The organism is Streptomyces griseorubiginosus, assembly GCF_001514195.1.
GTDB lineage: Bacteria > Actinomycetota > Actinomycetes > Streptomycetales > Streptomycetaceae > Streptomyces > Streptomyces griseorubiginosus.
In genome coordinates, this window is the sequence record NZ_KQ948740.1 from 31,389 (window position 1) to 46,423 (window position 15,035).

15 protein-coding genes are annotated in these 15,035 nt (G+C 72.6%); 3 read left to right on the top strand and 12 right to left on the bottom strand.

All coding sequences use genetic code 11. The features are described 5' to 3' along the window. Positions 1-57: 57 nt before the first annotated feature. The 6 genes from AQJ54_RS28200 to AQJ54_RS28225 form a co-directional block, all read right to left on the bottom strand. Positions 58-1,254: a carboxylate-amine ligase gene (locus tag AQJ54_RS28200; protein ID WP_062242408.1), complete on the bottom strand. Its 1,197-nt coding sequence runs from the start codon at positions 1,252-1,254 to the stop codon at positions 58-60. A gap of 135 nt (positions 1,255-1,389) precedes the next feature. Further along, complete coding sequence (locus tag AQJ54_RS28205; protein ID WP_062241929.1) at positions 1,390-1,932, bottom strand: DUF1360 domain-containing protein; 543 nt, start codon at positions 1,930-1,932, stop codon at positions 1,390-1,392. Continuing rightward, positions 1,916-2,860, bottom strand: a complete 945-nt coding sequence (locus AQJ54_RS28210; protein WP_062241931.1) for a Rieske (2Fe-2S) protein — start codon at positions 2,858-2,860, stop codon at positions 1,916-1,918. Before AQJ54_RS28210 ends, AQJ54_RS28205 begins: the two co-directional genes overlap by 17 nt. 83 nt (positions 2,861-2,943) lie before the next feature. Continuing rightward, positions 2,944-3,237, bottom strand: coding sequence for a hypothetical protein (locus AQJ54_RS28215; protein ID WP_062030757.1), 294 nt, complete (start codon positions 3,235-3,237; stop codon positions 2,944-2,946). A gap of 56 nt (positions 3,238-3,293) precedes the next feature. Next, entirely contained in the window at positions 3,294-3,848 is a 555-nt protein-coding gene (locus tag AQJ54_RS28220) for a dihydrofolate reductase family protein (protein ID WP_062030755.1), read from the bottom strand. A 151-nt stretch (positions 3,849-3,999) separates the two neighbouring features. Continuing rightward, positions 4,000-4,677 carry a hypothetical protein gene (locus AQJ54_RS28225; protein ID WP_062241933.1) on the bottom strand — a complete coding sequence of 226 codons (678 nt, stop codon included), beginning with the start codon at positions 4,675-4,677 and terminating at the stop codon, positions 4,000-4,002. Positions 4,678-4,904: 227 nt separating this feature from the next. Here AQJ54_RS28225 and AQJ54_RS28230 point away from each other — a divergent pair, with 227 nt between their 5' ends. The 3 genes from AQJ54_RS28230 (at position 4,905) to AQJ54_RS28240 (ending at position 9,425) form a co-directional block, all read left to right on the top strand. After that, positions 4,905-6,167 (top strand): EfeM/EfeO family lipoprotein, encoded by a 1,263-nt coding sequence (locus AQJ54_RS28230; protein WP_391147708.1) that lies wholly within the window; start codon positions 4,905-4,907, stop codon positions 6,165-6,167. Beyond that, complete coding sequence (gene efeB / locus AQJ54_RS28235) at positions 6,164-7,411, top strand: iron uptake transporter deferrochelatase/peroxidase subunit (protein ID WP_062030751.1); 1,248 nt, start codon at positions 6,164-6,166, stop codon at positions 7,409-7,411. The genes AQJ54_RS28230 and efeB overlap by 4 nt, the downstream gene beginning before the upstream one ends. Before the next feature lie 163 nt (positions 7,412-7,574). Further along, on the top strand, positions 7,575-9,425 hold the full coding sequence (locus AQJ54_RS28240) for a phospholipase C (RefSeq protein WP_062241936.1): 1,851 nt from the start codon (positions 7,575-7,577) through the stop codon (positions 9,423-9,425). A 46-nt stretch (positions 9,426-9,471) separates the two neighbouring features. On the opposite strand, the gene AQJ54_RS28245 is transcribed toward AQJ54_RS28240, so the two are convergent. From AQJ54_RS28245 to AQJ54_RS28270, 6 genes are all read right to left on the bottom strand, one after another. Continuing rightward, a complete protein-coding gene (locus tag AQJ54_RS28245) occupies positions 9,472-10,335 on the bottom strand; it encodes an oxygenase MpaB family protein (protein ID WP_062241938.1) in 864 nt (287 codons plus the stop codon). 17 nt (positions 10,336-10,352) lie between these two features. Continuing rightward, complete coding sequence (locus AQJ54_RS28250; RefSeq protein ID WP_062241940.1) at positions 10,353-10,841, bottom strand: MSMEG_6728 family protein; 489 nt, start codon at positions 10,839-10,841, stop codon at positions 10,353-10,355. Positions 10,842-10,851: 10 nt separating this feature from the next. After that, positions 10,852-11,088 carry a hypervirulence associated TUDOR domain-containing protein gene (locus AQJ54_RS28255; protein ID WP_062241942.1) on the bottom strand — a complete coding sequence of 79 codons (237 nt, stop codon included), beginning with the start codon at positions 11,086-11,088 and terminating at the stop codon, positions 10,852-10,854. Positions 11,089-11,211: 123 nt separating this feature from the next. Continuing rightward, the gene (locus AQJ54_RS28260) at positions 11,212-11,802 is read right to left on the bottom strand and encodes a phosphatase PAP2 family protein (RefSeq protein WP_062241944.1); all 591 of its coding nucleotides are present in this window, start codon (positions 11,800-11,802) and stop codon (positions 11,212-11,214) included. Beyond that, complete coding sequence (locus AQJ54_RS28265) at positions 11,795-13,153, bottom strand: diacylglycerol/lipid kinase family protein (protein WP_062242410.1); 1,359 nt, start codon at positions 13,151-13,153, stop codon at positions 11,795-11,797. The genes AQJ54_RS28260 and AQJ54_RS28265 overlap by 8 nt, the downstream gene beginning before the upstream one ends. Before the next feature lie 179 nt (positions 13,154-13,332). Continuing rightward, positions 13,333-14,991 (bottom strand): catalase, encoded by a 1,659-nt coding sequence (locus tag AQJ54_RS28270; RefSeq protein ID WP_062241946.1) that lies wholly within the window; start codon positions 14,989-14,991, stop codon positions 13,333-13,335. Positions 14,992-15,035 lie beyond the last annotated feature (44 nt).

A 15,035-nucleotide genomic window follows, 5' to 3' on the forward strand; every position in this document is an offset into this window, starting at 1 on the left:
CATCGACGAAAACCTCTCCTGTGAGTCGGTCGGGTGGAAGACATGACAGGGGCGGTGTCAGCCGCCGAGGACCTCCGGCATGCCGGAACCGGCCCCGCCCTGGACACCGGAACCGGCCCCGCCCTGGACGGAGCGCTGGACCTTCCTGCGGGCGAAGGCGGCCGGCCTGCGGTGCCGCCGAGCGCCGCGGGTCTCCGCGATCAGCAGGTCGGTGCAGGCCAGCAGGTCCTCCTCGCGGGCCTTGCGGCGCATGCGCTCGGCGGCGCTGCCGTTCGCCAGGGCACCCTCGGCGAGATCCCGGACGGTCTGCCAGTCGCCGTGGGCCTCCAGCGCGGGACGCAACCGGGCCAGCAGTCCGCGGACGACCTCGGCGGCGGGCGCCTCCCGGTGGGTCCTGGGATCCACCAGTGCGCCCTCCAGGCCGGACCTGGCGGCTCGCCAGGACGCACCGCGCAGCCATTCGTGACGGCCGTCGCACACCGCCGCCCCCGACGCGCGCAGTTCGAGCGCCTCGGTCACCAGGGCGCGGAACAGGCCGGCGACGAGCACGACGGTCTCCACCCGCGGACAGGCGTCGCAGATCCGCAGTTCCAGGGTCCGCAGGTGCGAGGAGGGGCGGACGTCGTAGTAGATCATCCCCGGGTCGCTGATGACGCCGGTCCGGACGAGGTCGTCCACGGCGGCGTCGTAGTCGGCCGCGCTCTTGAAACAGCCGACGGGACCCGCGGTCGGCCAGCGCTGCCAGAGCAGGGTGCGCCAGCTGGCGTAGCCGGTGTCGGACCCCTGCCAGAACGGTGAGCTGGCGGACAGGGCCAGCAGTGCGGGCAGCCAGGGGGAGAGCGTGCACATCAGGCCCACGGCCGTGTCCCGGTCCGGTATGTCGACGTGGACCTGGGCGCCGCAGATGAGCTGTTCGTCGGCGACCCGGCGGTACTCCTCGACCATGTGGTGGTAGCGGGCGTCGGCGGTGGGCTGCCCGGAGGCGGCCGGCGCGAGGGGTGCCGTGCCCGCGGCCGCCACCGCGAGCCCCAGCGAGGCGGCGGCCGCGTCGAGCCGCCGTCTGGTTCTCGCCAGGTCGGAGTACAGACCGGCCAGGGACGCGTGCACCCCGCTGTTCGACTCCACGGCGGACTGGTGCAGCTCCGTGGTGAAGGTGCGCCGGGGAAGCCGGCGCAGGACCGCGTCGGCGCGTGGCACGAGCAGTCCGCTTTCCACTTCCAGGATGTGGAACTCCTCCTCTACACCGATGCGCATGGCCACGTTCGCTCCTTGGGGTGTCGCCGAAGGTCCCGCATGTCCAGGGTGACCCCCAAGTGCCCAGGAGGGCGACCGATAAGCCCCACTATGCACGTTTGAAGACGGTTTCAATCACATGAGCGGGCACGTCGGTCAGCTGTCGGTGGCCTTGGAGACCAGCGTTCCGTACGCCAGCTGCAAGGCGTCCGCCCCGGCCAGAGCCGTCGCCGCGCCCATCGCGGCGCGGGTCGCGCGGGGCCACAGCAGCTGACCGGCGGTCAAGGTGGACGCCACCCAGACGCTCATGCAGAACGGGCAGGTCATCAGCTCGCCCACGGTGTCCCTGCCGGTCTCGGGCCGGGCCTCCTCGTGCAGTTCGGCGGGTCCCTGCGGACCGACGTACGTCGTGAAGGGGGCGCGCAGCGGACTGGTCACCGAGGCCTTGCTGATCAGCCGGCTGAGCCGGAACGTGGCCACCGAGGTCAGGAGCACGTCCCAGGGCTGCGGCCGGTCCGGCAGGGGTCGCCCGCGCAGCCGTACGAGGGTGGCCCAGCCTGCTGTGTAGGCGCCGAACGCCGTCATGGCCGCGAGATAGCCGCGCAGGGGCCGGTCGTTCGTGCCCGCGTAGGTGCGGCCGGTGCGCCGGAGGAAGGCCTGGGCCCGTCGGCCGAGGCGACGGTCAGTGGATGTGCTCATGGCCTGCCTCACTCGGTTCCCCGGCCTCTTCCTCTTCCTCGTCCTGGCCGCGCAGGCGCACCTCGACCTGCCCGTCGACGACCCGTGCCTCGAAGGCGGGCTGGGGCGCGACGGCCGGCCCGCGCACGTTCAGACCGTCCGAGAGGCGGAAGACGCTGCCGTGCCAGGGGCACTGGACGCAGCCGTCGGACACCGTCCCCTCGGACAGCGGCCCCGCCAGGTGACTGCACTGGTCCGCCAGCGCGTGGATCGCCCCGTCGGTCCCGCGGAGCACCATCACGGGCACGTCGTCCACACTGCGCCGCACGGGCAGGCCGGGCGGGAGGTCGTCCAGCGCTCCGATCCGGTGCCAGCCCTCCGTGACGAGGTGGGGTACGGCCTCGGCGTGGTTGGCGCCGGCGGCCTGTCGGTAGGCCAGGTGGCCGCCCAGCATGCCGCCCGCCCCGACCGCCGTGAGGCCCAGGAAGCCGAGGGTGCGGCCCGCTCGGGTCCGGCCGGTGGCCCGGCAGGCGAGGGAGGCCGTGTAGAGGGCGACGGCCGCCGTGTTGGACAGGGCGTGCACCAGTCCCACGCGTTTGTGCGGGGGATTCAGCTCCGCCCAGTCGACGGCCCCCGTCAGCGCCGCGGGGGCGGCCGCGGCCAGACCCAGGCCCACCAGGAGGCCCGCCTCACGAGGACGGTCCTTGCGGAGGTCCAGGACCGCCGCGGACAGCCAGCTGCCGATCGGCACCTGCACCAGCAGGGGGTGGACGGGGTGCCCCAGCCACGTGCCGTGCAGCACGTCCCGGGCCCGCCCCAGCGGCAGGGACCGGATCCCCGCCCCGAGGGTCTCGGCCACCGGGTCGAACCGGGGCTCCCGCTCCAGACGGGCCAGCAGCCTGAGGAGCCGGTTCTCCCGGGTCCGTGGATGACGTCGTCGCGCGCTCATGCGCTGCCGGGTCTCCCTCCGCACGTGCGGCAAACGGAGGACGGGGAGTTCGGACTCATGACCGGGTCGACGCGGTCCGTGCCTCAGGGCTTGGACAGCGCGTGGCGCCCGGGACTGCCGGAGAACGCGGCGCGGTGGGAGGGCCGGGTGGCGTCGGCGGGTTCGAGTTGCCGCAGCCACCGCCAGGCCATGGCCAGCAGTGCGGCGAAGACGGCCAGGAGCAGCACGGAGGTCCACATGGGCCGGCTGCCGGGGGCGTCCCAGGTCGTCCAGGCCGAGGATGCCGCCCACAGGGCGACGCCGGCCGCGTAGAAGTTCCGCATGCGGCGCAGCTGCCTCGCGGCACGAGCCGCCACGGGGTCGTCAGTGTGTGTCATGCGGGGCCGTGTACCCCGATCGAGGAGGTCCACCGCACGGTCTGACGGTCCCTGGCTCAGCGACGGACGCGGTAGCGGATGTGCGTGGCCTCCGGCGTGTCGATCACCCGGACGATCTCCAGCTCGATCTGCGACGTCAACACGTCGAACAGGCGGCGGCCGTCACCGAGCAGCACCGGGATCTGATGGATCTGCACCTCGTCCAGCACCCCGGCCTCGAGCGCGCGTTGCGCGGTGTACGCGCCGCGCACCTGCACGTCCTTGTCCCCGGCGGCGGCCTTGGCCTGGGCCATCGCGCTCTCGATCCCGTCGGTCACGTAGGTGACCAGCGGATAGCCCCAGCGGGCGGCGGGACCGGGCGGCCGGTGACTGGGCACGAAGATCGGGAGACCACCGTGATCACCGCCCCAGTGGTCCATGAGCTCGGCAGTGCGTCGCCCCGCGAGCACCGCACCGGCCGCATTCCACTCGTCCTGGAACCGCGCGACCGGTTCGGACGGCAGGTCGGCCCACTTGTGCAGTCGTTCGCCGTCGTCGCCACCGAGAAAATCGTGTGGATCGGCGATGTACCCGTCGAGTGACATCGACATGTCGAGCACGGATGTGGACACTTCGGCCTCCTGCGGTGTGCTGATCCAGACCGGTTCAACTGTGTTGTAGACCCGGCAGGGCGGCATTACTCATCGGAGGTCATCGGGACTCTTCGGAAGAGGTCCGGACGGCCGCGCACACAAGCGCCGACGAACACACCCGGTCGTTCGACTACCAACCCGCCTGCGCGGGGCCGAGGTTCAGCTCGGTCCGCCGCAGCCACTCGTCCTGGACGTCGAGGTTGCGGGTACCGACGGAGAGGTAGACCGCGTGGGTCCCGGGGGCGGGCTCCGTGCACTGGGAGGTCCATACACTGTTCAGACACAGCTGGACCCCGCACAGCTTCGCCGAGGGCAGTCCGCGCAGGCTCCCTTCCCAGGCGACGTCGAATGCGAGGGGGCCCACGGCCTCGAGCATGCGGTCCAGCCCCGCCTCGGTGGTGGTGTCCTCCTCACCCGCGTCGAACGGCGGGGTGATCCGGCCGGGCAGCTCGATCTGGAGGCCCGCCTCCTCGACCAGCGGCCACAGCCGGGCGAACTCAGGGCGCAGCTCCACGATCATCCGGTACGGGTCGCTGTCCCGCAGGGCTCCGGTCCGGTCGATGACACGCCGGAGTTCCGTGAGGCGGTCCAGCGGGAGGGCATCCGCGTCACGGCGCGTGAGCACCCCGAAGGCGAAGAGGCGGCGCGCGTGCTCGTACTGCTCCAGGGTGACGGCCGGACCGACCTCGGGGCTGGAGGGCTCGTCCACCCACTCCGTGAAGGCCTTCACCAGCTCGCGCGCCCGCCGTACCGCACTCGCGGAGTCCGGCAGCGGTTCAAGCACCTGGTACAGCCACGACGCGCCCAAGTCGCACCTCCCCGGCGGGGATCGTACGCGCACCGCCATCCGAGCGGGACGACCGGGGCAGGCCCGCGAAGGCCTCGGCGTGGCTTCGGTGAACCGTCGACGAATTCTGGCTTGCCCGCTGGTCAGGACCTGGTCAGGGATGCGGTGCACGGGGGGCCGGGCTGCTTAGCATCGTCAGTGCGACCCACGCACCCCACGCATCCCGTACGACCCACTGGAGCCCCGGCGTGCCCCCACCCGAGCCCGGCGCCGTGACCGCCCCGACCTACCGGCGACGCCCCGTCCTGCCCTTCCGGCGACGCCCTGTCCTGCTCGCCGCCGGTGCCCTGCTCACCGCGGGGGCGGTGACGGCGGGCGTCCTGGTCGCCGGGGGCGCCGGTGCGGGCCGGCATGCGCGGCCGGTCGCCGGCGACGGGCTGCGCCACACCACCGTCGAGATCGGCACCAGCGGCTGCGGTCGGGGCTGGACCCGCCCCGCCGCGGGACGCCAGGTGTTCGACCTGCGCAACACCTCCGCCACGGCGGCCGAGGCATACCTCGTCGACGCCCGGACCGGCGCCGTCCACGGCGAGGTCGAGGGCCTGGGGCCCGGCACCACGCGGACCCTCCAGGTCACCCTCGGAGACGGCTCCTACGCCTTCACCTGTCTGCCCGACGACGCCGACGCCGTCACCGGACCGACCGTGCGGATCACCGGTGGCGGGAAGGTCAGGAGCGGCCCGGCCGCCGTGCCCGTGACCCAGCAGGAGCTGATCCCGCCCACCCTCGCCTACCAGAAGTGGATCGGGGCCCGCACGGTCGAACTGGCCCGCAGGACCGACGTGCTGCGGGCCGCCGTCGACCGCGGCGACCTGGCCGCGGCGCGTGCCGCCTGGCTGCCCGCGCACCTGGTGTACGAGCGGATGGGCGCCGCCTACGGCACCTTCGGGGACGCCGACGCGGAGATCGACGGGACCACCGCGGGGCTGTCCGGCGGGGTGCGCGACCCGGGCTTCGCCGGGTTCCACCGGGTCGAGTTCGGGCTGTGGCACGGTGAGTCCGCGAGCAGCCTGCGCGGACCGGCCGACCGGCTCGCCGGGGCCGTGCACGCGCTGCGGGACAGCTGGCCCGGCCGGCGGATGGATCCGGCGGACGTGGGCCTGCGGGCGCACGAGATCCTGGAGAACACGGTGCAGTTCGAACTGACCGGCCGAACGGACTACGGCAGCGGCACCAACCTCGCCACCGCCCGCGCCAACCTCGACGGCACCCGGGCCCTGCTCGGCTACCTGCGCCCGCTGCTGCGGACGCGCGCCACCGGCCTGACCGGCATCGAGACCTGGATGAGCCGCGCCCGGCACACCCTCGACGCCTTCGACCACGACGGTCGCTGGACCCCGCTCTCCCGGCTGACCCGCGCCCAGCGCGAGAAGGTCGACGCCGACCTGGGCGAACTCGTGGAGCGGCTGGCCGACGTCGCCGCCCTCACCGACGTACGGAGGACCGCGTGAACCGCGGAGACCAGGTGGGCCGCAGGGGATTCCTGGCGGGGGCGGCGGCGGTGGCGGGCACCGGCGTCGTGGCCGGCACGGGCCTGGTGGCGGACACGGGACTGGTGGCGGCTGCCGCTCCGGAGGGAGCCGCGGACACTCCTGCGAGCGTGCCCTTCCACGGTGTCCACCAGGCCGGCATCCTCACCCCGGCCCAGCGCGCCACGGCCTTCGTCTCCTTCGACGCCACGGCGGACGGCCGCGCCGAACTGACCGATCTGCTGCGCACGATCACGGAACAGGCCCGCTTCCTCACCGCCGGCGGCATCCCGGACTCGCTCGGCATCACCGCCCCGCCCGCCGACTCGGGCACCCTCGGGCCACGGATCCCCGCCGACCGGCTGACCGTCACGGTCGGCGTCGGCGCCTCGCTGTTCGACGAGCGCTACGGCCTCGCCGCCCGCAGACCGCACCGGCTCACCGCGATGCCGTCCTTCCCCGACGACGACCTCGACGCGGACTGGTGCCACGGCGATCTCAGTGTGCAGCTGTGCGCGGACAACACCGACACCGTGCTGCACGCCCTGCGCGACCTCGCCCGGCACACCCGCGGCGGCATGCAGGTGCGCTGGCGCATGGACGGCTTCGTGAGCCCCTCGCGGCCCTCCGGTGCGCCGCGCAACCACCTGGGCTTCAAGGACGGCATCGCCAACCCCGACGTCACCGACGGCCGGGCGATGGACCGCCTGGTGTGGGTGGGCGCGGGCGGCGGCGAGCCGGACTGGGCGGTCGGCGGCAGCTACCAGGTCGTACGGCTGATCCGGATGCTGGTGGAGTTCTGGGACCGCGTCTCGATCACCGAGCAGGAACGGATGTTCGGCCGGGCCCGGGACACGGGTGCTCCGCTGGACGGCCGGCACGAGAAGGACGTACCCCGGTACACGCAGGACCCGCAGGGCGACGTGATCCCGCTGGACAGTCACATCCGGCTCGCCAACCCGCGCACGAGCGCCACCGAGGGGCAGCGCATCCTGCGCCGGGGCTACAACTACGACCGGGGCACGGACCGCAACGGCAACCTCGACATGGGGCTGCTGTTCTGCTGCTACCAGCAGGACGTGGCCCGGCAGTTCGAGACCGTGCAGAAGCGGCTGGCCGGTGAGCCGCTGGTCGACTACGTCACCCCGTTCGGGGGCGGCTACTTCTTCGCGCTGCCCGGCGTGCGCGACACGTCCGACTGGCTGGGACGCTCACTCATGGCGTGAAACGAACCCGCCGATAACCGTCAAGAACGGCTCAAAATCCCATGAACCATTCCTGACCGAACATTCGCTCGCACGCCATCGCCCCTCCCCTGAGCCGCCGTCACCGTGCCGGAGGGTTCCGGCAGCAGCCCCTTCCCCGTGCTCCCTGGAAAGGCGAGACAGCATGATCGGCTCGACCACAGCAAGAACCGTGGGCGCCCTGCTCGGCGCGGCCGCCCTCGCGGCGGCGGGCGCCGTGCCCGCCACGGCGGTCTCCGCACACCACCGCCCCCCGGCCGCGCGGACCGCGACGCCGATCAAGCACGTCGTGGTCATCTACGACGAGAACATCTCCTTCGACCACTACTTCGCCACCTACCCCAAGGCGGCGAACACCGACGGCACGAAGTTCACCGCGGCCAAGCACACCCCGAAGGCGGACAACCTCCTCAGCGCCGGACTGCTGAAGAAGAACCCGAACCTGTACGCCCCGAAGCGGCTGGCGAGTTCGCAGGCGATGACCTGCGACCAGAACCACTCCTACGGTCCCGAGCAGTACGCGGCGGACGGCGGCAAGGCCGACAAGTACGTCGAGAACACCGAGGTCAACAAGTGCACCGGGCTGTTCGGCGAGCCCGGCCTGGTGATGGACTACTACGACGGGAACACCGTCACCGCGCTGTGGAACTACGCCCAGCACTACTCCCTCGACGACCGCTCCTTCAGCTCGGTCTACGGCCCTTCCACACCCGGCGCCCTCAATCTGGTCTCCGGTCAGACGCACGGCGTGATCTCCGTGGACCCGTCGACCGGCACCGAGCACCCGAAGCAGACGGCCACCCCCGACCCGTACGCCGTGCTCTCGCCGAACGCCAAGGGCGTCGGCACGCTCGTCAACGACCCCGACCCGGCCTACGACGACTGCGCCGACAAGGACCACACCAGCACCAGCGCGCTCGCCTCCATGCAGGGCAGGAACATCGGTGACCTGCTCAACTCCAAGGGGGTGAGCTGGGGTTGGTTCCAGGGCGGCTTCCGGCCCAGCACCGCCTGGGACGGCAAGCAGGGCGACTACGCCAAGTGCGACACCTCGCACCCCAACGTGGGCGGCGCGGCTGCCGTCGACTACAGCCCGCACCACAACCCGTTCGCCTACTACGCCTCGACGGCGAACCCGCACCACCTCGCCCCGAAGAGCGTCGCCGAGATCGGCCACAAGGGGCGCGCCAACCACAACTACGACCTGAGCGACTTCGACGCCGCGCTCAAGGCCGGGAACCTGCCCGCCGTCAGCTTCCTCAAGGCCGGTGAGTACCAGGACGGCCACGCCGGCTACTCGGACCCGATCGACGAGCAGCACTTCCTGGTCAAGGAGATCAACGCGCTCCAGCGGTCCCCGCAGTGGAAGTCCACGGCGGTCGTGATCGCCTACGACGACTCCGACGGCTGGTACGACCACGTCACCTCGAAGGTCCTCAACGGCTCCAAGGACACCACCGTCGGCTCCAACGGCAAGGCCCTCGACAGCCCCGCCTGCCAGTCGGGCCCCGCGGCCGCGAAGGGCTACGCGGACCGCTGCGGCCCGGGCACCCGGCAGCCGCTGCTGGTCGTCTCGCCCTACAGCAGGGTGAACGCGATCGACCACACCGCCACCGAGCAGGCGTCCATCACCCGGTTCATCGAGGACAACTGGCACACCGGCAGGATCGGTGACGGCTCGTTCGACCAGCGGGCGGGCAGCCTGGCCGGCATGTTCGACTTCCGGCACCCCAACGACAAGCAGGTGCTGCTCAACGCCGACGGCTCGGTCAAATCGGTGCGGCGGATTCCGCACTACGCCCGGGCAGCCTCGGCCCCGTCCGGCGGGAAGCCGTACGCGCCCTACGTCGCCGACCTCAAGGCGCAGGATCTCGCCGACACCGGCAGCACCTCGCCGGCTCTGCCGATCTCCCTGGCGGCCGGTCTGGTGACCGCGGTGGCCACGACCACGGTGCTGACCGTGCGCCGCCGCAGGACGCGCACCGCGGCGCGCTGAGCTGCCCTCAGGACTCCCCCGGGTACAGCGCGCCCCTCGCCTGGTTCTAGGAGCCGGGTGAGGGGCGCTGCGGTCGTGTCATGGCCCAGCGGATGGTCCGGGTCAGGGCCTGGCCGGTGGGGTGCACCGCCATGGTCTCGACGAGGGGCAGGCGCGGCAGCCACAGCATGGGGCGGGCCCACGCGGGGAGCAGGGACACGGCGTTGGCGGCGAGGCCGCCGTAGAACGGGCGGACCGCGAGCGACAGCGGGGGCCGCAGGAGCAGGTACCGGGCGGCGGAGCGGGCCTCGGGCGTGGCGCGCAGTTCGGGGAGGTAGGCGGTGAGCCGTTCGGACAGTTCCCGGCGGTCGCGGGGCGGGTCCACGACGCCCAGTGCCTCGGCGACGCGCGCGGTGTCGGCCACGTAGGCGTCGTAGCCGGCGGTGTCCAGCGGACGGGCTCCGTAGCGTTCGTGGGCGCGCAGGAAGCTGTCCGTCTCGGCAGCGTGCACCCAGCCGAGCAGGTGCGGGTCGGCCGCGTGGTACGGCACTCCCCCGGCGGTCGTCCCGCGGATCCGCTCGTGGATGGCGCGGACCTGGTCGACGGCCCGCTGCGCGTCCTCGGCGGTGCCGTAGGTCGTCACCGCCAGGAAGGTGCTGGTGCGCTGGAGGCGGCCCCAGGGGTCGCCCCGGAAGCCGGAGTGACCGGCCACCGCGGCCATGGCGAGCGGGTGCAGGGACTGGAGGAGAAGCGCCCCGAGCCCGCCGATGAACATCGAGGCGTCGCCGTGGACCGTGCGGATGGGGCGGTCCGGTGCGAACCAGCGCGGCCCGGGGGTGTCGTGGATGCGGGCGCGGTTCGCCGGTCCTTCGGGCCCCGCGACACGGCTGAACAGGGCGTGTCCCAGCTGGTCCCGGACTGCGGTCAGCATGATCAACCTCCCCCGCCCTACCGCTCGGCCGGCGCGCGCCGGGGGTCCCGGTCCGAGGCGGGCCACACGTAGGGCAGGTCGTCGGGTGTTCCGGGGAACAGTTCGGCGTACGTCCCCGGGTCCTTGCGGATGAGCGCCGAGCGGTGGCTCTCGTGGAAGGCCCGGTCGCCGAGCCAGGGCGGCACTTCGCCGTCGACGGTCAGCTGGATCTGGTCAGGCACCTCGGTGCCGGGCCGGAGCGCGGGAAGTCCGGCGAGCAGCGAGGCGGCGCAGCTGTCCGGGTGTCCCTGCTCGCGCCAGACCCGGCACACCTCCAGGCCGTACCGCACGAGGGCCTGCTCGTACCCGGTCCACATCCGGACGGCCGGGTGGTTGCGCCAGCCGTATCCGGGGACGGTCAGTCCGCGCAGGACCTGGAGGGCCTCGACCCGCTGCTTGCCCAGCCGGCGCGGGTCCAGCAGCAGGGCCGAACGCCGGAAGTCCGGGTCGGGCAGGAACGTCTGCATCCGGCCCGGCTCACTTCTTGCGCAGCGAGGACGGCTTGTGGACCGCCGTCCTGCCCGACTTGGCGCTGCGCACCTCGTACTGCGGGTCGTCGGGCGAGGCGTCCACGGTGCGGCCGGCGGCTTCGGTGCGTCGGGTGATCTTCCGTTCGACCTTGCCCTCTGCGGTGCCGCCGTGGCTGCTCCAGGTGACCTCGTCGCCCCGGGTGAGCTTCTTGCCCTGGGACGTGTCGTCCTTCTTCTTCGTCATGGTGGTTCCTCCGTCCCTGGCCGTGCGGGTCGGGGTGATGTGCCTGCTTCTCCTCGGCTCTCCTCCCCCTCCTTCCGCCCGGACGCGGGGTTCGGATGCGGTCAGGTGCGGTTCGTGCGGCGGTCAGCCGCGGCGTCCGAGCCCCTGCCGGCCCACGGCGGCGAGGACCACCGCGGCCGCGCCGGTGCCCAGGACGGCGCCGGCGACCACATCGCCCGGATAGTGCACCCCGGTGTGGATCCGCGAGTACCCCACCGCGCAGGCCAGCAGTCCGAGCGGCACCGTGACGACCGGCAGGGCGGGGCCCACGGCCGCGGCGAACGCGACCGCGGACGCGGTGTGCCCCGACGGGAAGGACGCGGACTGCGGCATGGGCACGTGCCGCCCGGGGAACGGCGAGTCCACGGCGCGGTGCGGACGCGGCCGGCGCACCAGGCGCTTGCCGAGCAGGTTCGCGCTCGCGGAGGCGACCCCGATGGCCGCGACCCCGAGCGCGGCGGCCCGCCGGGGCCTGCCGGGGAACATTGCGAGCAGTCCGGCGATCGTGAACGAGATCTTGGAGTGGTCCGCCGCCGCGGACAGGCGGCGCAGGGCGTGGTCCAGGGCCGGTGTCTGCGTGACGGTCACCGCCTCGTACAGCGCCTGGTCGAGCGCGGCCAGATCGCGCAACAGGTCCCGGGCGACTCGCTGGTCCCACTGGGGTCGGTCAGGCATGGCTCTGCTCCTGGTTCTCGTCGGTCGGAAGAGAGGTCCGGCCGAGGGCCAGCCGGACGACGCGGCGCCAGTCCACCGAGGGGGCGGTGTACGGCGCTCCGGGGCGGTGCCGGGGCACCCGCATCCGCAGGACTCCCGGCCGTACGGTGCACACGACGGGCGGGGGCAGCATCAGCGCCTCCCCGTCCACGGCCACCGGGATCGACTCGGCGTCGGCCTCCACGGTCACGCGCCGGGAGGTCAGGGTGGTGATGCCGCTGGCCTTCTCACCCCGTAGCGCCAGTTCGGCGGCCTGTGCGGCGCTCGCTATCCGGATCGCGACCACACCGAGTTCGCCGCCGTCGAGACGGGGTCTGCGCCCGGCGCCCAGGGGGTCGGCCAGGGCGTAGGGGTTGTTGCTCACCAGCAGGGCCTGCGGCTCCTCCAGCTGCTGGTCCTCCACCCGGGCCGTCAGCCGCGCCCCTGCCGCGCCGCCCAGCAGGTCGGGCAGGCGTTCGAGGGCGGTGGCCGCCTTGGCGTCCCGGTACTCGGGGCTCTGCACGATCTCCGCGTAGGTCCCGAAGGAGACCGTGTTGACGAAGGGCCGCCCGGCCACGTCGCCCAGGTCGACCCGGATCTCCACGCCGTGCGTGAGGGCGTCCAGGCCGGCGGCCGGGTCGTCGCGGTCCAGGCCCAGGTCCATCGCGAAGTGGTTGCGGGTGCCGGCGGACAGCACCATGAACGGCAGCCCGTGCTCGACGGCCACCGCCGCCACCAGGGCCTGGGTGCCGTCGCCGCCCGCCACACCGAGGAGGTCCGCGCCCTCCGCGACGGCCTGGCGGGCCAGTGCCGCCGGATCGGGGTCGTTGTCGAGGTCGAGCAGGATCACCTTGGCGCCCAGGGCCTCGGCGCGTTCCACCAGCCCGTGCTCGCCGACCTTGCCTCCGCCCGACCGGGGATTCATGATCAGTACGGGTCGGCGCGGGGGCCGGACCGACCGGGACCGCCTGCCTCTCGGGGCGCGGAGCCGGCGCAGCGCGCTGCGGGCACTGGCCAGCGCCGCCGCCCAGAGTCCGAGCGCCACCGCGGCGTACGGCCACAGGCCGGAGACCGCGTACAGCACCAGGACGGCGATCGGCGCCGCCAGCGCCAGCAGGGCGCCGCACGCCCGCGCGATGCCCCGGTGCGCCACCGCCCACCACAGACCCGCACCGGCCACCGCGATGCCGACGAGGCCGAGGAGCAGCAGGAGCCAGTGGCCCGCCGCCACGACCGCCGCGACCACTCCCGCCAGACAGAGCAGCGCGAGCCGGGCGAGGTTCTGCGCCTCGAAGCGGGAGCCGTCGGGCACGGCCTCGTCGTTCGCTCTCATCGCGTCCATGATCCCTCGGGCGGTCCGGTACGGGGTGTGTCCCGCGCGCGTGACTGTCTCGTCCGCGCGCTCCGGATCCTGCCCCGCCCCTCCCTTTCATGATCCGTGCGGCACGGTGGCCCCACGATCTCATGGTCGGGCGGCGGCGGGGCGCTCCCGGCACAGGACCCCGGATGCCCTCAGCGGGTCACGACATGCCGCTCGTCCGGAACGCAGTGGGTCATGGTCAGGCCCTCGACGTCGCGCGGCGGGTTCTTGCCGAGGTCGGCCAGCCGCTTGCGGTCCTCGTCGGTGAGGTCCTGGCTCGCGAGCGGCTCCAGACCGGCGACGTCCTCCGGGCCGATGCCGAGCCCCTCGCCCACCCTGAGGCCCAGGTCGTTCTCGACCAGCAGGAAGTGCCACACCATGCGCTCCTGCACGGGCCGGTCGCACTGGGCGAGCAGGTCGGTGAGGTTCTTCACCAGGTCGTCGCGCTCCCAGTCCTCAAGGAGCAGGTAGCGCTGCCCGGCCTGGAGGTAGTCGTTGGTGCGGGGGATGCGCCTGCGGGTGAGCCGCCCGTGGATCTCGGGTCCCTGCTCGTCGTGCGTCGGGTACTGCGCCTCCCGCAGCCCGCCGGTGATGGACGGCTCGTAGTTGACGATCGGGTTCTCTCCCCCGCCGTCCACGTGGTACGTCATCTGGCCGTCGCGCTGGTTGGTGCGCACCTCGGCGTTCTTGGCCTGGTTGACGGGGAGCTGGAGGTAGTTCGGGCCGACCCGGTAGCGCTGGGTGTCGCTGTAGGAGAAGGTCCGGCCGACGAGCATCTTGTCGTCGGAGAAGTCCAGGCCGTCGACGAGGACTCCGGTGCCGAAGGAGATCTGCTCGTTCTCCGCGAAGAAGTTCTCCGGCATCCGGTCCAGGACCATCCGGCCCACCGGCCTGGGCGGGAAGTCCTGCTCGGGCCAGGTCTTGGTGTCGTCGAGCGGGTCGAAGTCCAGCTCGGGGTGGTCGTGGTCGTCCATCATCTGGACGAGGAGTTCCCACTCCGGGTGGTCACCGCGGGCGACGGCCTCGTACAGGTCCTTGGTGGCGTGGCCCAGGGAGTCGGCCTGGACGTTGGCGGCGTCCTCCTCGGTCATGCTGCGCACGCCCTGCTTGGGCATCCAGTGGTACTTGACCAGCTTGGTCTCGCCCTCGGCGTTGACCCACTTGTAGGTGTTGACGCCGAAGCCCTGCATGTGGCGGTAGTCCGCGGGGATGCCGCGCGGGCTGAACAGGTTGACCAGCATGTGCATCGACTCGGGTGTCTGGGACATGAAGTCGAAGATGCGGCGCGGCTGCTGCTCGAAGGTGACCGGGTCGGGCTTGAGGGCGTGGATGACGTCCGGGAACTTGATCGCGTCCCGGATGAAGAAGACCCCCAGGTTGTTGCCGACCAGGTCCCAGTTGCCGTCCTCGGTGTAGAACTTCACGGCGAAGCCGCGGGGGTCGCGGGCGGCCTCGGAGGAGTCCCGGCCGCCGATGACGGTGGAGAAGCGGACGGCCAGGTCGGTGCGCTTGCCGCGCTCCTGGAACAGCTTGGCGCGGGTGTAGCGGCTGATCGGCTCGTCGCCCCAGCTGCCGTAGGCCTCGAAGAAGCCGTACGCGGTGACGCCGCGGGCGTGCACGACGCGCTCGGGGATGCGCTCCCGGTCGAAGTGGCTGATCTTCTCCAGGAACTGGTAGTTCTCCAGCGTGGCGGGACCGCGGGCGCCGACCGTGCGCTGGTTCTGGTTGTCGTGGACCGGGTGGCCCTGGCGGTTGGTGAGTACCTCGCGGTCGTCGCCGGGAGCGGGACCGTTACCGGACACATCCGTCATGAGCGAGGGCTCCTTCGGTTCGTGGCCGGCGATTGGGCCCAGCA

Coding starts and splice junctions, on each gene's coding strand:
- AQJ54_RS28205 (WP_062241929.1), bottom strand. CDS start 1,932: ATGAGCACATCCACTGACCGTCGCCTCGGCCGACGGGCCCAGGCCTTC.
- AQJ54_RS28260 (WP_062241944.1), bottom strand. CDS start 11,802: ATGCCTGACCGACCCCAGTGGGACCAGCGAGTCGCCCGGGACCTGTTG.
- AQJ54_RS28255 (WP_062241942.1), bottom strand. CDS start 11,088: ATGACGAAGAAGAAGGACGACACGTCCCAGGGCAAGAAGCTCACCCGG.
- AQJ54_RS28250 (WP_062241940.1), bottom strand. CDS start 10,841: ATGCAGACGTTCCTGCCCGACCCGGACTTCCGGCGTTCGGCCCTGCTG.
- AQJ54_RS28240 (WP_062241936.1), top strand. CDS start 7,575: ATGATCGGCTCGACCACAGCAAGAACCGTGGGCGCCCTGCTCGGCGCG.
- AQJ54_RS28215 (WP_062030757.1), bottom strand. CDS start 3,237: ATGACACACACTGACGACCCCGTGGCGGCTCGTGCCGCGAGGCAGCTG.
- AQJ54_RS28270 (WP_062241946.1), bottom strand. CDS start 14,991: ATGACGGATGTGTCCGGTAACGGTCCCGCTCCCGGCGACGACCGCGAG.
- AQJ54_RS28210 (WP_062241931.1), bottom strand. CDS start 2,860: ATGAGCGCGCGACGACGTCATCCACGGACCCGGGAGAACCGGCTCCTC.
- AQJ54_RS28245 (WP_062241938.1), bottom strand. CDS start 10,335: ATGCTGACCGCAGTCCGGGACCAGCTGGGACACGCCCTGTTCAGCCGT.
- AQJ54_RS28265 (WP_062242410.1), bottom strand. CDS start 13,153: ATGAGAGCGAACGACGAGGCCGTGCCCGACGGCTCCCGCTTCGAGGCG.
- AQJ54_RS28200 (WP_062242408.1), bottom strand. CDS start 1,254: ATGCGCATCGGTGTAGAGGAGGAGTTCCACATCCTGGAAGTGGAAAGC.